The 18,809-nt window shown below is 73.5% G+C and carries 20 protein-coding genes; 10 read left to right on the forward strand and 10 right to left on the reverse strand.

From position 1 onward, the window contains the following. Positions 1-206: 206 nt before the first annotated feature. A complete protein-coding gene (locus ACIQMJ_RS00700) occupies positions 207-833 on the forward strand; it encodes an O-methyltransferase (RefSeq protein ID WP_499758919.1) in 627 nt (208 codons plus the stop codon). Between the two features lie 3 nt (positions 834-836). Here the strand turns inward: ACIQMJ_RS00700 and ACIQMJ_RS00705 are convergent, their stop codons facing one another. Further along, on the reverse strand, positions 837-1,829 hold the full coding sequence (locus ACIQMJ_RS00705; protein WP_499758920.1) for a helix-turn-helix domain-containing protein: 993 nt from the start codon (positions 1,827-1,829) through the stop codon (positions 837-839). A 53-nt stretch (positions 1,830-1,882) separates the two neighbouring features. Between ACIQMJ_RS00705 and ACIQMJ_RS00710 the strand changes: the two genes are divergently transcribed. Beyond that, complete coding sequence (locus ACIQMJ_RS00710) at positions 1,883-2,260, forward strand: cupin domain-containing protein (protein WP_499758921.1); 378 nt, start codon at positions 1,883-1,885, stop codon at positions 2,258-2,260. On the opposite strand, the gene glgC is transcribed toward ACIQMJ_RS00710, so the two are convergent. Beyond that, positions 2,257-3,471, reverse strand: coding sequence for a glucose-1-phosphate adenylyltransferase (gene glgC, locus ACIQMJ_RS00715; protein WP_499758922.1), 1,215 nt, complete (start codon positions 3,469-3,471; stop codon positions 2,257-2,259). The genes ACIQMJ_RS00710 and glgC overlap by 4 nt on opposite strands. 104 nt (positions 3,472-3,575) lie before the next feature. Here glgC and glgA point away from each other — a divergent pair, with 104 nt between their 5' ends. Both glgA and ACIQMJ_RS00725 read left to right on the forward strand, forming a co-directional pair. Next, positions 3,576-4,739: a glycogen synthase gene (gene glgA, locus ACIQMJ_RS00720; protein WP_499758923.1), complete on the forward strand. Its 1,164-nt coding sequence runs from the start codon at positions 3,576-3,578 to the stop codon at positions 4,737-4,739. Positions 4,740-4,850: 111 nt separating this feature from the next. Continuing rightward, positions 4,851-6,203 (forward strand): hypothetical protein, encoded by a 1,353-nt coding sequence (locus tag ACIQMJ_RS00725; protein ID WP_499758924.1) that lies wholly within the window; start codon positions 4,851-4,853, stop codon positions 6,201-6,203. On the opposite strand, the gene ACIQMJ_RS00730 is transcribed toward ACIQMJ_RS00725, so the two are convergent. Further along, positions 6,143-7,327 carry an MFS transporter gene (locus ACIQMJ_RS00730; protein ID WP_499758925.1) on the reverse strand — a complete coding sequence of 395 codons (1,185 nt, stop codon included), beginning with the start codon at positions 7,325-7,327 and terminating at the stop codon, positions 6,143-6,145. The genes ACIQMJ_RS00725 and ACIQMJ_RS00730 overlap by 61 nt on opposite strands. Before the next feature lie 56 nt (positions 7,328-7,383). Here ACIQMJ_RS00730 and ACIQMJ_RS00735 point away from each other — a divergent pair, with 56 nt between their 5' ends. Beyond that, positions 7,384-8,250, forward strand: coding sequence for a LysR family transcriptional regulator (locus tag ACIQMJ_RS00735; RefSeq protein ID WP_499758926.1), 867 nt, complete (start codon positions 7,384-7,386; stop codon positions 8,248-8,250). A 439-nt stretch (positions 8,251-8,689) separates the two neighbouring features. On the opposite strand, the gene ACIQMJ_RS00740 is transcribed toward ACIQMJ_RS00735, so the two are convergent. Both ACIQMJ_RS00740 and ACIQMJ_RS00745 read right to left on the reverse strand, forming a co-directional pair. Beyond that, complete coding sequence (locus tag ACIQMJ_RS00740; RefSeq protein WP_499758927.1) at positions 8,690-10,141, reverse strand: leucyl aminopeptidase family protein; 1,452 nt, start codon at positions 10,139-10,141, stop codon at positions 8,690-8,692. Between the two features lie 182 nt (positions 10,142-10,323). Continuing rightward, positions 10,324-10,491 carry a DUF3117 domain-containing protein gene (locus ACIQMJ_RS00745; RefSeq protein WP_012783412.1) on the reverse strand — a complete coding sequence of 56 codons (168 nt, stop codon included), beginning with the start codon at positions 10,489-10,491 and terminating at the stop codon, positions 10,324-10,326. Positions 10,492-10,754: 263 nt separating this feature from the next. Here ACIQMJ_RS00745 and ACIQMJ_RS00750 point away from each other — a divergent pair, with 263 nt between their 5' ends. Then, a complete protein-coding gene (locus tag ACIQMJ_RS00750; RefSeq protein ID WP_499758928.1) occupies positions 10,755-11,534 on the forward strand; it encodes a PaaX family transcriptional regulator in 780 nt (259 codons plus the stop codon). A gap of 14 nt (positions 11,535-11,548) precedes the next feature. After that, positions 11,549-12,328: an enoyl-CoA hydratase-related protein gene (locus ACIQMJ_RS00755; protein WP_499758929.1), complete on the forward strand. Its 780-nt coding sequence runs from the start codon at positions 11,549-11,551 to the stop codon at positions 12,326-12,328. Here ACIQMJ_RS00755 and ACIQMJ_RS00760 read toward each other — a convergent pair. Genes ACIQMJ_RS00760 through ACIQMJ_RS00780 form a run of 5 tightly spaced genes read right to left on the reverse strand, consistent with a single transcriptional unit; the run spans position 12,315 to position 14,735 of the window. After that, positions 12,315-12,935, reverse strand: a complete 621-nt coding sequence (locus tag ACIQMJ_RS00760; protein WP_499758930.1) for a DNA-3-methyladenine glycosylase I — start codon at positions 12,933-12,935, stop codon at positions 12,315-12,317. The genes ACIQMJ_RS00755 and ACIQMJ_RS00760 overlap by 14 nt on opposite strands. Further along, positions 12,932-13,348 carry an SRPBCC family protein gene (locus ACIQMJ_RS00765; RefSeq protein ID WP_499758931.1) on the reverse strand — a complete coding sequence of 139 codons (417 nt, stop codon included), beginning with the start codon at positions 13,346-13,348 and terminating at the stop codon, positions 12,932-12,934. The genes ACIQMJ_RS00760 and ACIQMJ_RS00765 overlap by 4 nt, the downstream gene beginning before the upstream one ends. Further along, a complete protein-coding gene (locus tag ACIQMJ_RS00770) occupies positions 13,335-13,709 on the reverse strand; it encodes a DivIVA domain-containing protein (protein ID WP_499758932.1) in 375 nt (124 codons plus the stop codon). Before ACIQMJ_RS00770 ends, ACIQMJ_RS00765 begins: the two co-directional genes overlap by 14 nt. A 28-nt stretch (positions 13,710-13,737) precedes the next feature. Beyond that, on the reverse strand, positions 13,738-14,415 hold the full coding sequence (locus tag ACIQMJ_RS00775) for a permease prefix domain 1-containing protein (RefSeq protein WP_499758933.1): 678 nt from the start codon (positions 14,413-14,415) through the stop codon (positions 13,738-13,740). Further along, positions 14,397-14,735 (reverse strand): PadR family transcriptional regulator, encoded by a 339-nt coding sequence (locus ACIQMJ_RS00780; RefSeq protein WP_201438570.1) that lies wholly within the window; start codon positions 14,733-14,735, stop codon positions 14,397-14,399. The genes ACIQMJ_RS00775 and ACIQMJ_RS00780 overlap by 19 nt, the downstream gene beginning before the upstream one ends. An 89-nt stretch (positions 14,736-14,824) precedes the next feature. On the opposite strand from ACIQMJ_RS00780, the gene ACIQMJ_RS00785 reads away from it, so the two are divergent. From ACIQMJ_RS00785 to cydD, 3 genes are read left to right on the forward strand one after another with little or no spacing between them, the layout of a single operon-like run. Continuing rightward, complete coding sequence (locus ACIQMJ_RS00785) at positions 14,825-15,991, forward strand: cytochrome ubiquinol oxidase subunit I (RefSeq protein ID WP_499758934.1); 1,167 nt, start codon at positions 14,825-14,827, stop codon at positions 15,989-15,991. Positions 15,992-16,005: 14 nt separating this feature from the next. Then, on the forward strand, positions 16,006-16,851 hold the full coding sequence (locus tag ACIQMJ_RS00790; RefSeq protein ID WP_499758935.1) for a cytochrome d ubiquinol oxidase subunit II: 846 nt from the start codon (positions 16,006-16,008) through the stop codon (positions 16,849-16,851). Then, positions 16,838-18,331: a thiol reductant ABC exporter subunit CydD gene (gene cydD / locus ACIQMJ_RS00795; RefSeq protein ID WP_499758936.1), complete on the forward strand. Its 1,494-nt coding sequence runs from the start codon at positions 16,838-16,840 to the stop codon at positions 18,329-18,331. The genes ACIQMJ_RS00790 and cydD overlap by 14 nt, the downstream gene beginning before the upstream one ends. Positions 18,332-18,809 lie beyond the last annotated feature (478 nt).

Here is an 18,809-nt window from a genome sequence, read left to right on the forward strand (position 1 = left end):
GCACCTCCACTGGGCTGGCTGCCCTGCTGCACGGGTCAACGCTCGGCTCCCCTGACGTGTTCCCGTTGGTCCTGCTCGTCATGCGTTGGGGTCAGCCTGACGTCTTCCCTTATAACCATCGTGAGAGGCGGCTGAGAGCAGCCTGAGAATCCGGGTTGTCGTCGGGATTCACCCGAACCGCCGCCGGCGGCGTTAGCCTTCGTGCTGTGGATGCGCCGACGCGCGAGTACGTGGAGCGCTACCTGCCCGAGGACGCCGTGATCGCGGCCGCCAGGGCTCGTGGCGCCGAGTTGGGGTGCGTGCCGATCGGTTCCGGTGGCGGGGCGGCGTTGCGGTTCCTGGCCGCCGCGTTGCAGGCCAAGGCCGTGGTGGAGATCGGCACCGGCGCCGGGGTGGGCGCGTTGTACCTGCTCGGCGGCATGCCCGCGGCCGGGGTGCTGACCTCGATCGACGTCGCGCCGGAGCACCAGCGGGCGGCGCGGGTGGCGTTCGCGGAGGCGGGGATCGCGGTGTCGCGGACCCGGTTGATCATGGGCCGGGCGCTGGAGGTGCTGCCCAGGCTGACCGACGGCGCGTACGACCTGGTGTTCGTGGACGCGGCGAAGTCGGAGTACCCGAAGTACCTGGCCGAGGGCGTGCGGCTGCTGCGGCCCGGTGGCGTGATCGCGTTCGACAACGTGCTGTGGCACGGCCGGGTGGTCGACCCGGCCCACCGCGACCCGGACACGACGGCGATGCGGGACGTGGCGCGGGCGGTCCGGGAGGACGACCGGCTGGTGCCGGTGATCCTGCCGCTGGGCGACGGCCTGCTGGTGGCCGCGAAGGTCGGCTGAGGCTCAACCTGGGCCGGGTGGCGCCGGGTGGACGACCCCCGGGCCGAAGCGGTCGCGGTAGGCGCTCGGGGTCAGGCCCGTGTGGCGGTGGAAGTGGGCGCGCAGGGTGGACGGCGAGCCCAGGCCGCTGCGGCGGGCCACGACGTCCAGGCGTGACTCGCCACGCTCGATGAGGCTCCGAGCCAGGTTCACCCGTTCAGCGGTCAGCCAGGCGAGTGGTGTGGTGCCCAGTTCGGCCTGGAACCGGCGGTGCAGGGTGGCCTGGCTCACGGCCGCGCGGGCCGCCAGCGCCGCGACCGTCAACGGCTGGTCCAGCCGAGCCCGTGCCCAGGCCAGGACGTCGGCCAGGGAGTGGTCCGGCACCTCCGGCACGGGTCGGGTGACGAACTGGCGCTGACCGCCGTCGCGGTGGGCCGCGAACACCAGCCGCCGCGACACCGCGTTGGCCACCTCCGTGCCGTGGTCCTCCCGGATCAGGTGCAGCCCGAGGTCCAGCGCCGCCGCGCTCCCGGCCGCCGTGTAGCACTGGCCGTCCCGCGTGTAGAGCACGTCCGGGACCAGCTCCACCCGCGGGAACATCTCGCCGAACAGCCGCGCCCACTGCCAGTGCGTGGTGGCGCGCCGGCCGTCCAGCAGGCCCGCGTGCGCCAGCGTGAACGCCCCCGTGCAGAAGCTGACGAGCCTGGCTCCCCGGTCGTGCGCCCGGCGGACCGCGTCCAGCAGCGGCTCCGGCGGGCGGATCCAGCTGTCCGGCCGGTTCGACACGATCACCGTGTCCGCGTGCTCGACCTCCCCCAGGGAGGGGACACCCGTGAGGGTGAAGAACCCGTGGTTCATCCGCACCGGGCCGAGGGCGCTCAGCGTGAACGAGTACCAGGGCCGGCCACGCAGCTCGGGCCGGCGCAGCCCGAACAGCTCCGTCCCCACCCCCATCTCGAACGGGTTGGAGCCGGAGTCGACGATCATCACCACGCGGTGCGAGGATCCTGGCGGCACGTGCGATTCCTAGCACTCACGCCCGCCGGGTCGCGCCGCGCAGCATCGACGCCATGGAGCCGATCAACCTGGCCGACGCGCTGGCGAGCTTCGACGCCCTCTGGAGCCCGCGCGTCGTCACCGAGGTCAACGACTACGACATCCGGGTCGCCAAGGTCCGCGGCGAGCACCTGTGGCACGCCCACGACGACACCGACGAGTTCTTCCTCGTCCTCGACGGCGAACTCGACATCGCCCTGGAGGACCGCACCGTGCACCTGAAGCCGAACGACGTGTTCGTCGTCCCCAGAGGCGCACGTCACAAGCCGTCGTCGCCCGACGGCGCGCGCATCCTGATGATCGAACCCAGCGGCACGTCGACCGTCGGGGACCGCCACGAGGAGGTCCCCGACCACGTCGACGCCACCACCGGGCACCCGCTGGGCAGCTAGTGGGCCGTGACGCCCTTCCCCAGCACGGTCACCCCGCCCGACGACACGGTGTAGCGCTGCCGGTCCGTCGCCGGGTCCACGCCGATCAGCGCGCCGTCGGGCACCACGACGTTCTTGTCCAGGATCGCCCGCCGCACCACCGCGCCGCGCCCGATCCGCACGCCGGGCAGCAGCACGCTGCCCTGCACCACCGACCCGGTCTCCACGACCACGTCGGAGCTGATCACGGACCCGTGGACGGTGCCGGAGATGATCGACCCCGGCCCCACCATCGAGTCCTCCGCGCTGCCTCCCGCGATGAACTTCGCGGGCGGCAGCGGCGGGGTCGCCGTGCGGATCGGCCACGCCTGGTTGTAGAGGTTGAACACCGGCCGCACCGACACCAGGTCCATGTGCGCCTCGTAGTAGGCGTCGATGGTCCCCACGTCGCGCCAGTAACCGCGGTCGCGGTCGGTCTCGCCCGGCACCTTGTTGTCGGCGAAGTCGTAGACGTGGGCCTGCCCCTGGTCGACGAGCATCGGGATGATGTCGCCGCCCATGTCGTGGTCGGAGTCGGGGTTGGCCGCGTCCGCCCGCAGGGCGTCGATCAGCGCCTCCGTGGTGAACACGTAGTTGCCCATCGACGCGAACGTGACCTCGGGGTCGTCCGGCACGTGCGGCGGCTCCGACGGCTTCTCCAGGAACCGCGTGATCAGCCCGGACGCGTCGGAGTCGATGCAGCCGAACGCCTTGGCCTCCGCCCGCGGCACCCGGATGCCGGCGACCGTGACGCCCGCGCCCGTCCGGACGTGCTGCTCCACCATCTGACCGGGGTCCATCCGGTAGACGTGGTCCGCGCCGAAGATGATCACGTGCTCCGGCTTCTCGTCGTTGACCAGGTTCAACGACTGGAAGATGGCGTCCGCGCTGCCGGTGTACCAGCGCGGCCCGAGCCGCTGCTGCGCGGGCACCGGCGTGACGTACTGGCCGAGCACATTGGACAGTCGCCACGTCGTCGAGATGTGGCGGTCCAGGGAATGGGATTTGTACTGGGTGAGCACGCAGAGCTTCACGAAACCCGCGTTCACCAGGTTGGACAGGACGAAGTCCACCAGCCGGTAGTTACCGCCGAAGGGCACCGCCGGCTTTGCCCGGTCGGCGGTCAACGGCCACAACCGTTTGCCTTCGCCACCGGCGAGGACAATTCCTAGAACGTGCGGTTGCCCTTTCACAGCAATGACCCTAACCGGGTGACCACCGGCCCACCAACGGCGAAGTAACGCAGACTCCGCTCGTTCACCCGGCTGCCCCCGGCGACCGGGTTACGGTGAGCCCCGTGCGAATTGGACTGCTGACACGGGAGTACCCGCCTGAGGTCTACGGCGGAGCTGGGGTGCACGTCGGTTTCCTCGTGCCGAGGTTGCGCGAACTGGTGGACGTCGACGTGCACGCCTTCGGCGGGCCGCGCGCGGACGCCAGGGCGCACAACCCGGCGCACGGCCTGGAGCGGGCGAACGCCGCCCTGGCCACGCTGTCGGTCGACCTGGAGATGGCCGCCGCGCTGGGTGACGTGCAGCTCGCGCACTCCCACACCTGGTACGCCAACATGGCCGGTCACCTGGCGAAACTGCTCCACGGCATCCCGCACGTGGTGACCGCGCACTCGCTGGAGCCGCGCCGGCCGTGGAAGGCCGAGCAGCTCGGCGGCGGCTACCGGGTGTCGTCGTGGGTGGAGCGGACGGCGTACGAGGCGGCGGACGCGGTGATCGCGGTCAGCGAGGGCATGCGGGCCGACGTGCTGGACTGCTACCCGGCGCTGGACCCGGCCCGGGTGCACGTGGTGCGCAACGGCATCGACACCACCGCCTACCACCCCGTCTCCGAGACCGACGCGCTGCTCCGGCACGGCATCGACCCGGGGCGGCCGATCGTGACGTTCGTCGGGCGGATCACCCGGCAGAAGGGCGTCGGGCACCTGGTCGCCGCCGCGCACCGGATCTCGCCGGACGCGCAGGTCGTGCTGTGCGCGGGCGCGCCGGACACGCCGGAGATCGCCGAGGAGACGCGCCTGGCGGTGGCGGAGCTGGCGGCGTCGCGGCCGGGGGTGTTCTGGATCCAGCAGATGCTCCAGCCGGCCGAGGTGCGGCAGATCCTGAGCCACTCGACGGTGTTCGTGTGCCCGTCGGTGTACGAGCCGCTGGGCATCGTGAACCTGGAGGCCATGGCGTGCGGCACGGCCGTGGTGGCGTCCGACGTGGGCGGCATCCCGGAGGTCGTGGACCACGGGCGGACCGGGCTGCTGGTGCACTACGACGAGAAGGACGTCGAGGCGTACCGGGTGGCGCTGGCCGACGCGGTGAACGAGGTGCTCGGCGACCCGGCGCGGGCGGCGGCGTTCGGCGAGGCAGGGCGGGCGCGGGCGGTCGAGGAGTTCTCGTGGGCGACCGTGGCCGAGCAGACCGTGGCCGTGTACGAGGCGGCGCTGAGCAGCGTGAAGTGATCGGGTGACGCCGGAGCGTCACCCGCAATGTGACGTGCGCCACTCGAACGGGATGCAACGGTGAGGCCCGCCGACCGCCTTTAACCAGTAGGGGCGACTACTGGGGGCGGTATGCGGTGGCTTGTGCTCCTGCTCGCGCTGGTGGCCGGTGGGTGCGCCACGCCCGCGTTCAGCGCGGAGCAGGTCAGGTTGACCATCGAGGGAGAGGCGGTGCTGGACGCGGCCGGGCTGCAGGCGCGGGCCGAGGCCGAGTTGAGCTACACGTTGTCGTTCGGGTACGTGGCCCGGACCGGGCGCGACCCGGTGAGCTGCTGGTTCGCGCGCACCGGCCGGGCGTTCGAGGTGGACACGCGGCTGTGGTGCGGTCCCGTGCAGGTGCCGGGCACGGCCGCGACCACCGACTGGGTGCCGGTGCCGTTGAAGCAGGTCGAGCGCGGCGCGTCCGGCATCCGGCTGGAGGTGCAGCCGGCGCAGGTCCCGCCGCAGGGCTCCCGCAGCACGCCGGTGGGCAAGCTGGTGCGCACCGACGGCCGGGAGACCTCCGCCGACCAGGGCGTCGGCGAGGCGGGGCCCGACTTCCTGGCCGTGCTGCCCGACGACGGGCAGGTGCTGGACGCGGCGTCCGCGATGGTGCGCGACGACCAGCTCGAGGTGCACGTGACGGGGTACTCGTCGCCGTCGGTGTGGCCGACGGCGGAGGGCGACCTGCGGGCCGAGCACGGGGTGGCGCTGCGGGTGCTGCGGGTGCGGGTGACGCGGCACGGGGAGGTCGACTCGGCGTTCGGGCAGACGCCGTGGCGCGGGTGGCTGCCGCAGCCGCCGGAGCTGTCGCTGGACGTGCCGGGCAGGCGGCACCGGCTGCCCGCCGAGCGGCTGCCGGACACCGGGTCGGCGCTGATCGTCTACACGGTGCCGGTCGCGGGCGGGCAGGAGTCGCTGGTGCTCGACACCGTGGGGGCGAAGTCGCTGCAGCAGCGGGTCGAGGTGCCGTCCGGGCAGGTCCTCGGCGACGCGCCGGCGGTGCTGCGGCGGTCGCCTGGCCCGGAGTCGATCTCGGTGTCCACGCCGGTGGCGGTGGGGTCGTCGGCCGGGTCGCTGGAGGTCGTGCGGGCGCGGCTGGGGCGGCAGCGACCGGTGTCGTCGGGCGGGCAGCACGAGCTGGCCACGGCCGGTCCCGGGATGGCGCTGGTGGAGCTGCGGCTGGTCGGGCACGGGCTGCCGAGCGTGCTCGGGGCCGGGCAGACCGCGGGGCTGATCACGGTGACGGTGCCGGGCGGGCAGGCGGCGCGGCAGGTCGGCGCGCGTTACGGCGGGGACACGTTCCCGGCGGCGGTGGTGTTCGAGGTGCCGCAGGACGTGCGCGCGGTGACGGTGTCGGTGGCGGCCGGGACGGTGACGTTGCCTCAGTTGGGCGCGGTCGCGGTGACCGGCGGGGCGGGGGTCGAGGTGCCGCTGGACTTCTGAGCCCTGCTCGCGGCGAGGACGGCGAGGGCCGCCAGCGCCAGCCACCCGGTGATCAGCAGCGTCAGGCCCGGCCAGCCGTGCGCCTGGTAGGCGGCGCTGCCCGCGGTGCCGCCCGTGCTGCTGCCCACGTAGAACGCGAACAGGTAGACGCCCGACGCCTGGCCGCGCACGTGCGGCGCGGCGCGTGCCCCGACCCAGCCGCTCGCGACGGCGTGGGCGGCGAAGAAGCCGCCGGTGAACAGGGTGAGGCCGACGGCGATCGCGACGACGTGGTCCGGGAGGGTGATCGCGGCCCCGGTGGCGGCCAGGGCGAGGCCGCCCAGGGCGGTGCGGGCTCGGCCGTGGCGGTCGGCGAGGCGGCCCGCGGCGGCGGACGTGCCACCGCCCGCCGCGTAGGCCAGGTAGACGAGGGTGGCGACGCCGGTCGGCAGGCCCAGGTCGGTGGTGAGGCGGAAGCCGATGACGTTGAACACGGAGATGAACGCCGCCACCGCGAGGATCGCGATCGCGTACTGGCAGAGCAGGACGCGGTCGGTGAGGGCGTCCTTCAGCGCGCTCCGGCGGCGTTCGGTGGGGTGGCCCTTCGGCAGCAAGAGGGCCGCGGTGATCGCGCAGGCCGCGCCGAACGCGCCCGCGAGGGCCAGGGCCGTGCGCCAGGACGTGCCGTCGGTGGTGAAGCCGGTGATGAGGCGGCCGAGCATGCCGCCCGCGCTGTTGCCCGCGACCAGGGCTCCGATGGCCGCGCCGACGTGGGTCTTGCCGGCTTCCTGGGCGAGGAACGCCATGGCCGTCGCCGGGACGCCCGCGGTGGCGACGCCTTGCAGGGCGCGGGCCGCGATGAGGGTTTCGTAGGTCGGGGTGAGCGGGAGGAGCAGGCCGAGGGCGGCGGCGGTGAGGACGGACCAGACGATGACGCGGCGTCGTCCGATGCGGTCGGCGAGGGCGGCCAGGGGGATGACGGCGAGGGCGAGCGCGCCGGTGGCGGCGCTGATCGCGAGGGACGCTTCGGCCGGGGTGAGGCGGAACTCGTGCGCGATGTCGGGCAGGACCGACTGCGGGGCGTAGAGCAGGGCGAACGTGGCCAGGCCCGTGGCGGCGACGGCGGTGGTGAGGCGGCTGGGCACGTCTTCGACGCTAATCCATGCGTCCAATGCGCCGGTTTGGCAGGATTCATGCGGTGATGGATGAGTTGGTGGCCCGCTTGACCGTGCTGCGCGCGCTGGCGGCCGACGAGCACGTGACCCACGCCGCCGAACAGGCGGGCGTGCCCCAACCGACCGCCAGCCGCTGGCTGGCATCGCTGGGCGAGTCCCTGGGCGCACCGGTCATCACCCGCTCGGGCCGCCGCGTCCGCCTGACCCGCGCCGGCCGCCTGCTCTGCGACGCCGCCGACCGCGCCCTGGCCGTCCTGGAAGCAGGCCACCGCGCCGCCGCCGAGGAGGTGTCACCCGAACGTGGCCAGGTCGCCCTGGGCTTCCTGCACCTCCTGGGCCGCTCGGTGGTCCCGGCCCTGGTCAGCAGCTTCCGCGAACACCACCCGTCCGTGCGGTTCCGGCTGATCCAGAACTCGCGCCAGGACATCCTCACCGGCCTGGCCGACGGCGTGGTCGACCTGGCCCTCGTCTCCCCGCCACCGACCGATCCCGCGTTCACCCACGCCGTGGTCCGCGAGGAGGAGCTGATCCTCGTCGTGCCGCCGGGCCACCACCTGGCCGGCCGGACGGCGGTGCGGGTCGCCGAGCTGGCGGGCGAGGACTTCGTCGGCCTGGAACCGGGCTACGGCCTGCGCCAGATCACCGACGCCCTCTGCGCCGCCGCCGGCTTCACCCCGACCCTGACCTTCGAGGGCCAGGAAACCGAAACCGTCCGGGGCCTGGTCGCGGCCGGCCTGGGCGTCGCCCTGCTGCCCCACGCCGACTCACCATCCGGCCTGCCGGAAATACCCCTCACGCCCCGCGCGGCACGCGAAATCGCCCTCGTCTGGCCGACCGACACCCCACTCCCACCCGCCGTCCGCGCCTTCCGCGACCACGCCCTCACCTCGTGACCCCACGCCGGCCGGGATGACCCCAGGGCCCGGCACAGGCGCTCGACGGAGCCACTGGGGCAAGCCGACCACCGGAGCGAGCCGACCACCAGCCCGAGCCGATCACCGGAGCACGCCGGCCACCAAGGCGGGCCGACCACCAGGGCGATCGCCGCACCACCCGGTCAGGACCGACAGGCCGGTCAGGGCGCGCAATCCGGGCCGTGGTGCGGCCCAGGCCGGTGGTGCCGCTCCGGCCGGGTCGGCCCGGGTCAGGTCGGCGCTGCCGGTCCGGGTGGGCGGTGCCGGCCGGGGTCAGTGGACCGCTGTGTTGGGGCCGGAGGTCGTCAGGAGGTGGGCGGTGGGGGTTGTTGGGGTCGGTAGGCGGGTTGGGGGGGTTGCGGTTCCTCGATTCAACCGAGGTGCGGTAACGGTGTTTCCGTACATTCTCAGGGCATGTTCACCCGATCGTGTTCGGGGAGCTGTAGGAGTCGGCCAGTTCGATCAAGGTCCGGGCGGCGAAGCCGGTGGCGCCCGGCACCACTTCGTCGTAGACCTTGTCGGCGCGGGCCGGGCCGGCGATGTCCAGGTGGGCCCACGGCACGTCGCCGGTGAACTCCTTGAGGAACAGCGCCGCGGTGATGCCGCCCGGGCCCGGGGGGCACTGGCGCAGGTCGGCGATGTCGCTCCGGACGTCCGCGACCGAGTCCTCCAGCAGTGGCATGCGCCACCAGGACTCGCCCACGCGCGCGCCGGCCGCCGTGATGCGGGTGGCCAGGTCGTCGTCGGTGGCGAACAGGCCCCCGGTGCGCAGGCCCAGGCTGACCTTCATCGCACCGGTCAGGGTGGCGACGTCGACCAGGTAGTCCGGCTTCAGGTTGCGCACCGCGTAGGCCAGCGCGTCGGCGAGGACCAGGCGACCTTCCGCGTCCGTGTTCGTCACCTCGGTCGTCGTGCCCCCGTGGTGGGTGATCACGTCACCCGGCCGGTAGGCCGAGCCGGACACGTGGTTCTCCGCGGCGGGCACCAGGCCGGTCACCCGGACGGGCAGGCTCTGCCTCGCGATGCCGATCAGCGCCGCGATGACCGCCGCGCCGCCGGACATGTCCGTGCGCATCAGGTGCATGCCCTCGGCCGGCTTGATCGAGATCCCGCCCGTGTCGAACGTGATGCCCTTGCCGACCAGCACCAGGTGCGGCTGGTCGGCGCCGGTGCCCGGCCAGGTCAGCTCGATGAACCGGGGCGGCCGGGCGGAACCGCCGCCGACCGCCAGCACCCCGCCGAACGCCTGCTCGGCCAGCCACTTCTCGTCCCGCACGTCGACCCGCAGGCCGGGCACGGCCCGCGCCGCCTTCACCGCCGCCGCGGCCAGCCAGGACGGATCCTTCACATTTGACGGCGTGTTCGCCAGGTCACGGCCCAGCGACGTCGCCGCGGCCAGCGCGTTCGCCCTGCGCACCACGTCGGCCGCCCCCGGGACGTCGGTGACCAGGCGCAACGACTTCACCCGCGGCGGGGGCTCCTCGCCGGTCACCTTGAACCGGTAGCCGCCGACCGCCGCGCCCAGCGTGAACGCCGCCACCGCCTCCGCCGTCACGTCACCGGGCAGCCGCACGTCGAACGTGGTCCCGCCCGCCTTCTCGGCGTCCGCGTGCAGCGCCCGCACCAGCGACGCGCCGGCCCGCCGCCAGTCACCCGGCCCGCCGTCGCCCACGCCGACGACCCACGACCGCCCCTGCCTGGACGTGGCGCCGGCCTTGCCGCTCACGTCGGTGAGGTCGGCCACGTCGTCCGCGCCGGGTCCCAGCCGCACCGGGTCGCCGGGGAACGCGACGAGCACCGCGGGCACACCTCGCCGGAGGGTGTCGGCCACCTCGACGGTGACCAGCGGGGTGGGCAGGGGCGCTCGCACGGGGGGACCTCCGAGGGGACGGGCAGGCGGTGTGTCGGGTGCGGCCGCGACGGAAAGCCGCAGGTGGGGCCGCTGGTGGGCACTCAGCGCGACGGTACCGGCACGCGGGTCGGCACGACGTAGCGATGCCCCGGTTCCACTGTGGAAACCGGGGCCTCGACGCTTTCTCTAGCTCCGGCTGGTCAGCCGGCGGCTGCCTTGAGGGCGTCGCCCAGGGCGTTGGCCTCATCCGCCGACATCTCGACGACGAGGCGCCCACCACCCTCGAGCGGAACGCGCATCACGATGCCACGCCCCTCCTTGGTCACCTCGAGGGGACCGTCGCCGGTCCGGGGCTTCATGGCCGCCATCGCGTGCTCCCTCCGTCAACATCTTCCCCGTCCGACCAGGGCCGGATACTCCGCCCATTCTCCCCTATGCGGACTCGGCAGCGAAACCGAACCGATCTTTCCGACCGCCCGGCGGCCGGTTGGCGATCTTCACCAACGCGCAGATCAGGGCCAGGATCGCCGCGCCGCAACGACTTCCGCGCCGACCGCCGACCGTCACCTGGTCGTGACCCGTCACGGGTGTTGTGGCGTGTCGCGGGGTCGCCCTGACAGACTCGGCTCTCGTGCGAGCCCGTTCCGCGCTCTTCGACGTCTACGGCGGCCACCTCCGCGAGCGGGGTGGTGCGGCGACGATCGCCGCCCTCGTCCGGTTGCTGGAGCCGCTGGACTTCGCCGCGCCCGCCGTGCGCACGGCGGTGTCGCGCACGGTGCGGCAGGGTTGGCTGGAACCGGTCCGCCTGCCCGACGGCCCCGGCTACGCGATGACACCTCGCGCGGAACGGCGGCTGGACGAGGCGGCGGCCCGCATCTACCGCACCCGGCCGTCCACCTGGGACGGTCGGTGGCACGTGGTCGTGCTGGAGGAGCTGCCCGCCCGCGAGGCGCGCGACCGGCTCGCCTCCTCGCTGCAACTGCTCGGCTACGGCGCGCTCGGCCCTGTGACGTGGATCGCGCCCCGGCCGTCGTCGGAACTCGCGGACGTGCTGACCACCGAGAACGTGCGCGGCAGCACGTTCCACGGCGAGCACGAGGGCGACCCGGCGGAGCTGGCGGCCCGCGCCTGGGACCTGGGCACGCTGGGGCGGGACTACGCGCGGTTCGTCGCCGAGTGGGAGCCGGTGATGTCCGCTGTGGACGGTACGTCGCCGCCGTCGGCGTTCGCCGCGTCGCAGCGGTTCCTGCACGCGTGGCGCAAGTTCCTGTTCCGCGATCCCGGCCTGCCGCGCGAGCTGCTGCCCGCCGACTGGCCGGGCGCGGGGGCGGCCGCGTTCTTCGACCGGCACACCAACCGCCTCGCGCCCGCGGTGGCCAAGTTCGTCGACGACTGCCTCGCACACCACTAACCGGAGGTCACCCCGTGTCCGAACTCCTCATCGACGACGCTGACGGCGTTCGCACCTTCACGCTCAACCGGCCCGAATCGTTCAACTCGTTCACGGTGGCGTTGAAGGAGCGGTTCCTGGAGGCCGTGGTGGAGACCGCCGCGGACGACGCGGTGCGGGCGGTCGTGGTCACGGGTGCGGGGAGGGCGTTCTGCGCCGGTCAGGACCTCAAGGAGCACGTGGCGCTGCTGGAGGCGGGTGACCCGGCGCCGTTGCACACGGTGGAGCGGCACTACAACCCGCTGATCAAAGCGATCGTGGGCATGCCGAAGCCGGTCATCGCGGCGGTGAACGGGATGGCGGCGGGCGCGGGGGCGTCGCTGGCGTACGCGTGCGACCTGCGGGTGGCCGGGGAGGGGGCGAAGTTCTTGATGGCGTTCGCGAACGTGGGGCTGACCGCGGACTCGGGCGCGTCGTGGACGCTGCCGAGGTTGATCGGGCACGGCCGGGCGATGGAGATGATGCTGCTCGCCCAGCCGGTGGGCGCGGAGGAGGCGCTGCGGATCGGCATGGTGGGCCAGGTCGTGCCGGACGGCGAGGTGCTGTCCACGGCGCAGGCGCTGGCCCGTCAGCTGGCCGCGGGGCCGACCACGGCCTACGCCAAGATCAAGGAGGCGATGGCGTTCTCCGGGGAGCTGGCGGCGGCGCTGGACGTGGAGGCGCGCACGCAGGCGGAGGCGGGCGCGACGGCCGACCACCGGGAGGCGGTGGCCGCGTTCGTGGCCAAGCGGAAGCCGTCGTTCACCGGCCGGTGACGGCGGAGGCCCCGGCCTCGGTCCCGACCCCGGCCCCGGTCTCGGCGGCGGGGTCGTCGGCGGGCTGGGCGCGGAAGCAGGTCGCGATGTGGTCGTCGACCATGCCGGTGGCCTGCATCAGCGCGTAGCAGGTGGTGGGGCCGAGGAAGACGAAGCCGCGGCGCTTGAGCTCCTTGGCCATGGCCTTGGACTCGGGCGTCACGGCGGGCACGTCGGCGATCGTGGCGGGCCGTTCGTGGCGCTCGGGCGCGAACGACCACAGCAGGTCGTCCAGCGGCACGTCCAGCTCGGCCACGACGCGGGCGTTGTTGATCGTGGCGTTGATCTTGGCGCGGTTGCGGACGATGCCCGCGTCGGCCATCAGCCGGTCGAAGTCTGCGGCGCCGAACCCGGCGACCACGTCGGGCCGGAAGCCCGCGAACGCGGCCCGGAAGTTCTCCCGCTTGCGCAGGATGGTGATCCAGGACAGGCCGGACTGGAACGACTCGAGCGACATCCGCTCGAACAGGGCCGACTCGCCGTGCAGCTCGACGCCCCACTCGGTGTCGTGGTACTCGACGTAGTCGGGGGTGCTGTCGCCCCACGGGCAGCGGACGAGGTCGGTCATGGCGTGCGGTACTCCCGGGCGAAGGCGGCGAAGCGGCGCAGGGACCATTTCACACCCGGTGCGAAGGCCAGGTTCAGCGGCAGGGCGATGTCCTCGGACCAGACGAGCTCGCTGCGCGCGTCACCGCGCGGGACGACGACGAACTCGCCGGTGCCGCGCACGAGCCGGCCGGTGTGCTCGACCGCGCAGCGCACCGGCGGCTCCCACGCGGTGATGCGCATGGTGTCGGTGAACCCGATCGGGCCGACGCCGGTGAACGCGGACAGCCCGCTGCCCTCGCTCGCCCCGTCGCCGCTGGTCACCCGGACGGTGGTGCCGAGCATCCACTCGCCCTGCCGGGCCCAGTCGGTCAGCGCCGCCCAGGTGGTCTCCGCCGGGGCCTCGACCTCGACGCGCAGGTCAAGCCGGGTCACGCTGAGGCTCCCGCTCGACCTCGGGTTCCGACTCGGGCTCTGGTTCGGCGGCGGCGGGCCGCGGGTCGACGCCCAGCTCGGCCTCCAGCTCGGCGACGCGGTCCCGCAGCCGCTCGACCTCGCCGGCCAGGCGGTCCAGCGCCCAGTCCACCTCGGTCATCTTGTAACCGCGCAGGACCTGCTGGAACTTCAGGTCGCGCACGTCCTCCGGGGTCACGTCGTCGGACGGCAGGCGGGTCGGCGAGGCGCCCGGCGGCAGCGGCGCCAGCTCCTCGCCACGGCCGAACACCAGCGCGGCCAGCAGGAAGACCACGGCCGCCACGAGCGCCATGACGAGGATGTAGAAGAGCGCTGAGGTCACGTGACGATCGTGACACATGCTCGCCGGGTCACACCGAGGAGAACACCACACAGCGCCGCGCGAGGACGGCCAGCCGAAGCGCGATGACCATCGAGACGACCGTCGCGGCGGTCACCGGGGGCGACAGGAGCAGCCGCGCCGCGTCCAGGTAGGCGGTGGCGGCCAGGATGGCCACGTTGCCGAGCAGGGACACGCCGACCGCGACGACGGCGACCACGCCCGCGAGCCGGGCCAGGGTCGCGGTGCTGACCGCCGTGCGGGCCAGTCGGCGCCCGACCAGCAGCGCGAGCACCGCCGCGCCCGCCACGAACCACGCCGAGGTGTCGTTGAAGCGGGCGACGACCAGGTACCAGTCCGGCGGCGGGACGTCGAAGTCGTTCCACTCGCCGATCCAGAACCGGCGGTTGAGCTCCCACATAACGTACGCGAGGGGGACGACCAGCAGCACGGACCGCAGCGTGCGGGCGCCGTAGGCGAGGCCGAGCAGCCCCTGGTACTCGCGGGCGATGGTGGTGACGGGGCCGAACTCGGCGACGGCGCGGCGTTGCGCGGCCTCCTCGCCGAGCCCTCGGTCGCGGTGCGCGGCGGCGGCGTCGTGGAGGCTGTCGCGGGCCTCGGCGAGCAGGTCCTCCTTGACCGGGTCGGGTCCGCGCAGCCGCCGGTCCAGGGCGGTCACGTACTCGTCGATCACGCCTGCGCCGGCCACGGCCCGCCTCCCAGCACTCCCTCGATCGCGGTGGTGAACTCGCGCCACGCGGTCCGCTCGGCGGCCAGCGCGCGCTGGCCCGCCTTCGTGAGCCGGTAGGTGCGGCGCTGCCGGCCGCCGACGGTGCTCCACTCGCTGGCCACCAGACCTGCGGTCTCCAGCCGGCGCAGGGCCGGGTAGACGGTGCCGGTGGGCAGGTCGAGGGCACCGCCGCTGCGCCGCTGCAACGCCTCGATGATGGCGTAGCCGTGCAGCTGGCCGCCGTCGAGCGTGGCCAGCAGGAGCGCGTCGAGGTGCCCGCGCAACGCGTCGGACTTCATGAGTAGCCACTCTACTGATCACAGGCCCGGGTGGGAATCGGGGACATCCCCGATGTTAAGTTGTTTGCCTACATATACCTTCACTACCCATGGATGCTCTCGGACTGGCCCGGCTCCAGTTCGCCACCACGACGTCGTTCCACTTCCTGTTCGTGCTCCTCACGCTCGGACTGGTCACGGCGGTGGCGGTGATGCAGACCCGGGCCACGCTGTCCGCCGACCCCGTGCACGCGGGGATGACGCGCTTCTGGGGACGGCTGTACGTGGTGAACTACGCGCTCGGCATCGCGACCGGCATCGTCATGGAGTTCCAGTTCGGGCTGAACTGGTCGGGCCTGTCGACGTTCGCGGGTGACGTGTTCGGCGCGCCGCTGGCGCTGGAGACGCTCGTCGCGTTCTTCCTGGAGTCGACGTTCCTCGGCCTGTGGATCTTCGGCTGGGACCGGCTGAACAAGTGGGTGCACCTGGCGCTGATCTGGCTCGTCGCGCTGACCGCGTTCGCCTCGGCCTTCTGGATCATGATGGCGAACGCGTTCCTCCAGCACCCCGCCGGGCACGAGCTGCGCGACGGCGTGCTGCGGATGGTCGACTTCTCGGCGCTGGTGGCCAACCCGACGTTCGGCACCGCGTTCCTGCACGTGTGCTTCGCCTCGCTGACCGTGGGCGGGGTGTTCCTGACCGGGGTCAGCGCCTACCACTTCATCCGGCGCACGACCGAGGTCGACTTCTTCCGGCGGTCGCTGCGGCTGGGCGTGGTGCTGACCGCGCTGGCCACGCCGTTGCTGATCGGGTTCGGGTTCGGGCAGTTCCCGATCGTGCAGCGGTACCAGCCGGACAAGCTCGACACGGTCGGCGCGCCGGACGGCGCCGGGCTCGGCTTCATGATCCAGATCGGGTTCGTGCTGCTGCTGGTGAGCTGGGCGACCGTGCCGCTGCTGGCCCGCGACTGGGTGGTGCGGCTGCGGTTCCCGCTGTACCTGATGGTCGTCGGCATCCCGCTGCCGTTCGTGGCGGCGATCGGCGGGTGGCTGTTCCGCGAGGTCGGCCGCCAGCCGTGGCTGGTCCAGGGCGTGCTGACGACGCAGGACGCGATGTCGCACGTCAGCCGGGACCAGGTGCTCGTGTCGTTCATCGCGTTCACCGGGGTGTTCGCGGTGCTGGCGGTCGCCGACTGGGTGCTGATCGCCCGGCTGGCCCGGCGCGGTCCGGTCTCGTCCGACGAGGCGCCCGTGTCTCCGCTCGTTCCGGCTCTGTGAGGGGTGCGCTCGTCGTGGAAGGTGTCTGGGTCGCCCTGCTGGCGTTCCTGACCTGCGGTTATTTCGCGCTGGCCGGGTTCGACTACGGGGTCGGGGTGTTGTTGCGGCTGGTCGGGCGGGACGAGGGGGCGCGGCGGGCGGTGCTGCGCGCGGTGACGCCCTTCTTCCTCGGCAACGAGGTGTGGCTGGTCGCGGCGGTCGGCGTGCTGTTCGGGGCGTTCCCCCGGCTGGAGGGCGAGCTGCTGTCGTCGCAGCACACGGCGTTCGCGGTGCTGCTGGCCGCGTTGGTGTGCTTCACGGTCGCGGTGCAGTTGCGGTCGCCCGGGTGGGACTTCCTGCTGGTGGGCGGCGCGACGGTGGTCGCGGTGTCGTGGGGCGTGCTGCTCGGGCGGGTGCTCGGCGGGCCCGCGGTGCTGTGGGGCGCCGGGATGGCGGTGCTGTTCTCGTTGCACGGCGCGGTTTTCCTGAGCTGGCGGCTGGCCGGCGAGTTGCGGTCGCGGGCCCGGCGGATCGCCGGTTCCCTGCTGCCGGCCGGGGCGGTGTTCGTGGTGGCGGCCGTGGTGACGGCGGGGCCCGTGCCGGTGCCGGCCTTCGGGGTGACGGCGGTGGTCGCGCTGGGGCTGCTCGGCGCGGTGTGGGCGGCGTCGCGGATCGGGCGGTACCGGCTCGCTTTCGCGTGCAGCGCGGCGATGTGCGCGTTGCCGGTGCTCGGCGTCTTCGGGGCGCGGTCGGTGGTGACGGTGTCGGTGATGGCGGACGCGCCGACGCTGCGGGTGCTGACGTGGGCGGCGGTCGTGGTGGTGCCGCTGGTGCTGGTGTTCCAGTGGGCGACGTGGCGGATGTCCCGTGCGGCACGCTGACCGGCGGTACGCCGCGCTGCTGGCCGCGGTGGCGGTGCTGACGGCGGCGGTGGTGCTCGCGCAGGCCGAGGTGCTGGCGTCCGTGCTGACCGGCGGGTGGTCGGCGTGGTGGCTGGTGGCGGTGGTCGTGGCGCGCGGGTCCGTGCTGTGGGGCGGGCGGGTCGTGACGCGGCGCCACGCGGCCGCGGTGAAGGCGTCGCTGCGGAAGCGGGCGCTGCGCGAGTCCTGCGGGACGCCCGGCCGGGCCGGGTCGGTGGCGACGCTGGTGGTGAAGGGCGTGGACGCGGTCGAGCCGTACTTCGCCGGGTACCTGCCGCAGGTGGCGGTCGCGGCCGTGGTGCCGGTGGCGGTGGTGGTGCGGCTGTCGTTCGCCGACCTGACGTCCGCGGTGGTGGTGCTGGTGACGTTGCCGCTGGTGCCGGTGTTCGCGGCGTTGGTGGGCCTGCACACGCGGGACCGGACGCGGGCGCAGTGGGCCGGCTTGGCGGTGGTGGGCGGGCACTTCCTGGACGTGGTGCGCGGGTTGGGGACGCTGAAGGTGTTCGGGCGGGCGGCGGCGCAGGCGGAGACCGTGCGGGCGATGGCGGGGGCGCACGCGGCGGCGACCATGCGGACGTTGCGGGTGGCGTTCCTGTCGGCGTTGGTGCTGGAGCTGGTGGCGACGTTGTCGGTGGCGCTGGTGGCGGTGCCGGTGGGGTTGCGGCTGCTGCACGGCGGCGTGACGTTGCCGGTGGCGCTGCTGGTGCTGCTGCTCGCGCCGGAGGCTTACCTGCCGTTGCGGGCGGCGGGTGCGCAGTTCCACGCCTCGGCGGAGGGCTTGGCGGTCCTGGAGGCCGTACCCGCGCCGGGGGTCCGCGCGGTGGCGACCGCGCGGGTGCCCGATGTGCGGACGGCCGAGATCGTGGTGGACCGGGCGGTCGTCCGCTATCCGGGGCGGGCGGCGCTGGGGGCGTTGTCGTTGCGGGTCGGGCCTGGAGAGCGGGTCGGGTTGGTCGGGCCGAGCGGGGCGGGGAAGAGCACGGTGCTGGCGCTGCTGCTGGGGTTCGTGACACCGGCGGAGGGCCGGGTGCTGGTGGGCGGGGTGGACCTGCGCGACCTCGACCGGGAGACCTGGTTGCGGCAGGTGGCGTGGGTGCCGCAGCGGCCGACGCTGTTCCCGGGGACGGTCGGCGAGAACATCGCCCTCGGGTCGTCCGGTGACGTGCGCGCGGCTGCGGCGGAGGTGGGGTTGGGGCACTTGGTGGACGCCGCGCACCCGTTGTCCTCCGGTGAGCGGCAGCGGGTGGCGTTGGCGCGGGCGCTGGTCCGGGAGGAGGCGGGGTTGCTGCTGCTGGACGAGCCGACTTCGCGGTTGGACGGCGGCACGGAGGAGGCGGTGCTGCGGGCGACCCGGCGACTGGCGGCGGGGCGGACCGCCCTGGTCGTCGCCCACCGACCGGCCGTGCTGGGCGAGGTGGACCGGGTGGTGGCGTTCGGATGAGGCCGGTGGCGCTCGCGGTGACCGCCGGGTCGGTGGACGCGACACAGGCAAGCCGGACGGCGAAGCCCGGCGGGAGAGGCCGGGCGGGGATGTGGGGCAGGGCGGGGTCGGCGGCCCGGTTGAGCGAGGTGGCGTGGGAGGTGGGCCGGTGAGGCGGTTGGTGCTCGCGGTGGTGGCGGGGGTGGTGGCGGAGCTCGCGGGGATCGGGTTGATGGTCACCGCGGTGTGGCTGGTCGTGCGGGCCGCCGAGCAGCCGCCGTTGTCGGCGTTGACGGTGGCGATCGTGGCCGTGCGGACGTTGGCGGTGGCGCGGGGCGGGATGCGGTACGCGGAGCGGCTGGCGGGGCACTCGGCGGTGTTGCGCCACCTGGCGGAGGTTCGGGGCCGGGTGTACGAGGCGTTGACGCGCCGTCCGCTGGCCCACGGGGATGCGCTCACCCGACTGGTGTCCGATGTGGACTGCATGCAGGATGCGTTG

The sequence above is a fragment of the Actinosynnema sp. NPDC091369 genome (genome assembly GCF_044757065.1).
In the GTDB taxonomy this organism is placed as follows: domain Bacteria; phylum Actinomycetota; class Actinomycetes; order Mycobacteriales; family Pseudonocardiaceae; genus Actinosynnema.

Excerpts from the sequence above, each read along its gene's own strand:
- ACIQMJ_RS00710 (WP_499758921.1), top strand. The coding sequence starts at position 1,883 with ATGGAGCCGATCAACCTGGCCGACGCGCTGGCGAGCTTCGACGCCCTC.
- ACIQMJ_RS00725 (WP_499758924.1), top strand. The coding sequence starts at position 4,851 with ATGCGGTGGCTTGTGCTCCTGCTCGCGCTGGTGGCCGGTGGGTGCGCC.
- ACIQMJ_RS00735 (WP_499758926.1), top strand. The coding sequence starts at position 7,384 with ATGGATGAGTTGGTGGCCCGCTTGACCGTGCTGCGCGCGCTGGCGGCC.
- ACIQMJ_RS00745 (WP_012783412.1), bottom strand. The coding sequence starts at position 10,491 with ATGGCGGCCATGAAGCCCCGGACCGGCGACGGTCCCCTCGAGGTGACC.
- ACIQMJ_RS00760 (WP_499758930.1), bottom strand. The coding sequence starts at position 12,935 with ATGACCGACCTCGTCCGCTGCCCGTGGGGCGACAGCACCCCCGACTAC.
- ACIQMJ_RS00780 (WP_201438570.1), bottom strand. The coding sequence starts at position 14,735 with ATGAAGTCCGACGCGTTGCGCGGGCACCTCGACGCGCTCCTGCTGGCC.
- ACIQMJ_RS00785 (WP_499758934.1), top strand. The coding sequence starts at position 14,825 with ATGGATGCTCTCGGACTGGCCCGGCTCCAGTTCGCCACCACGACGTCG.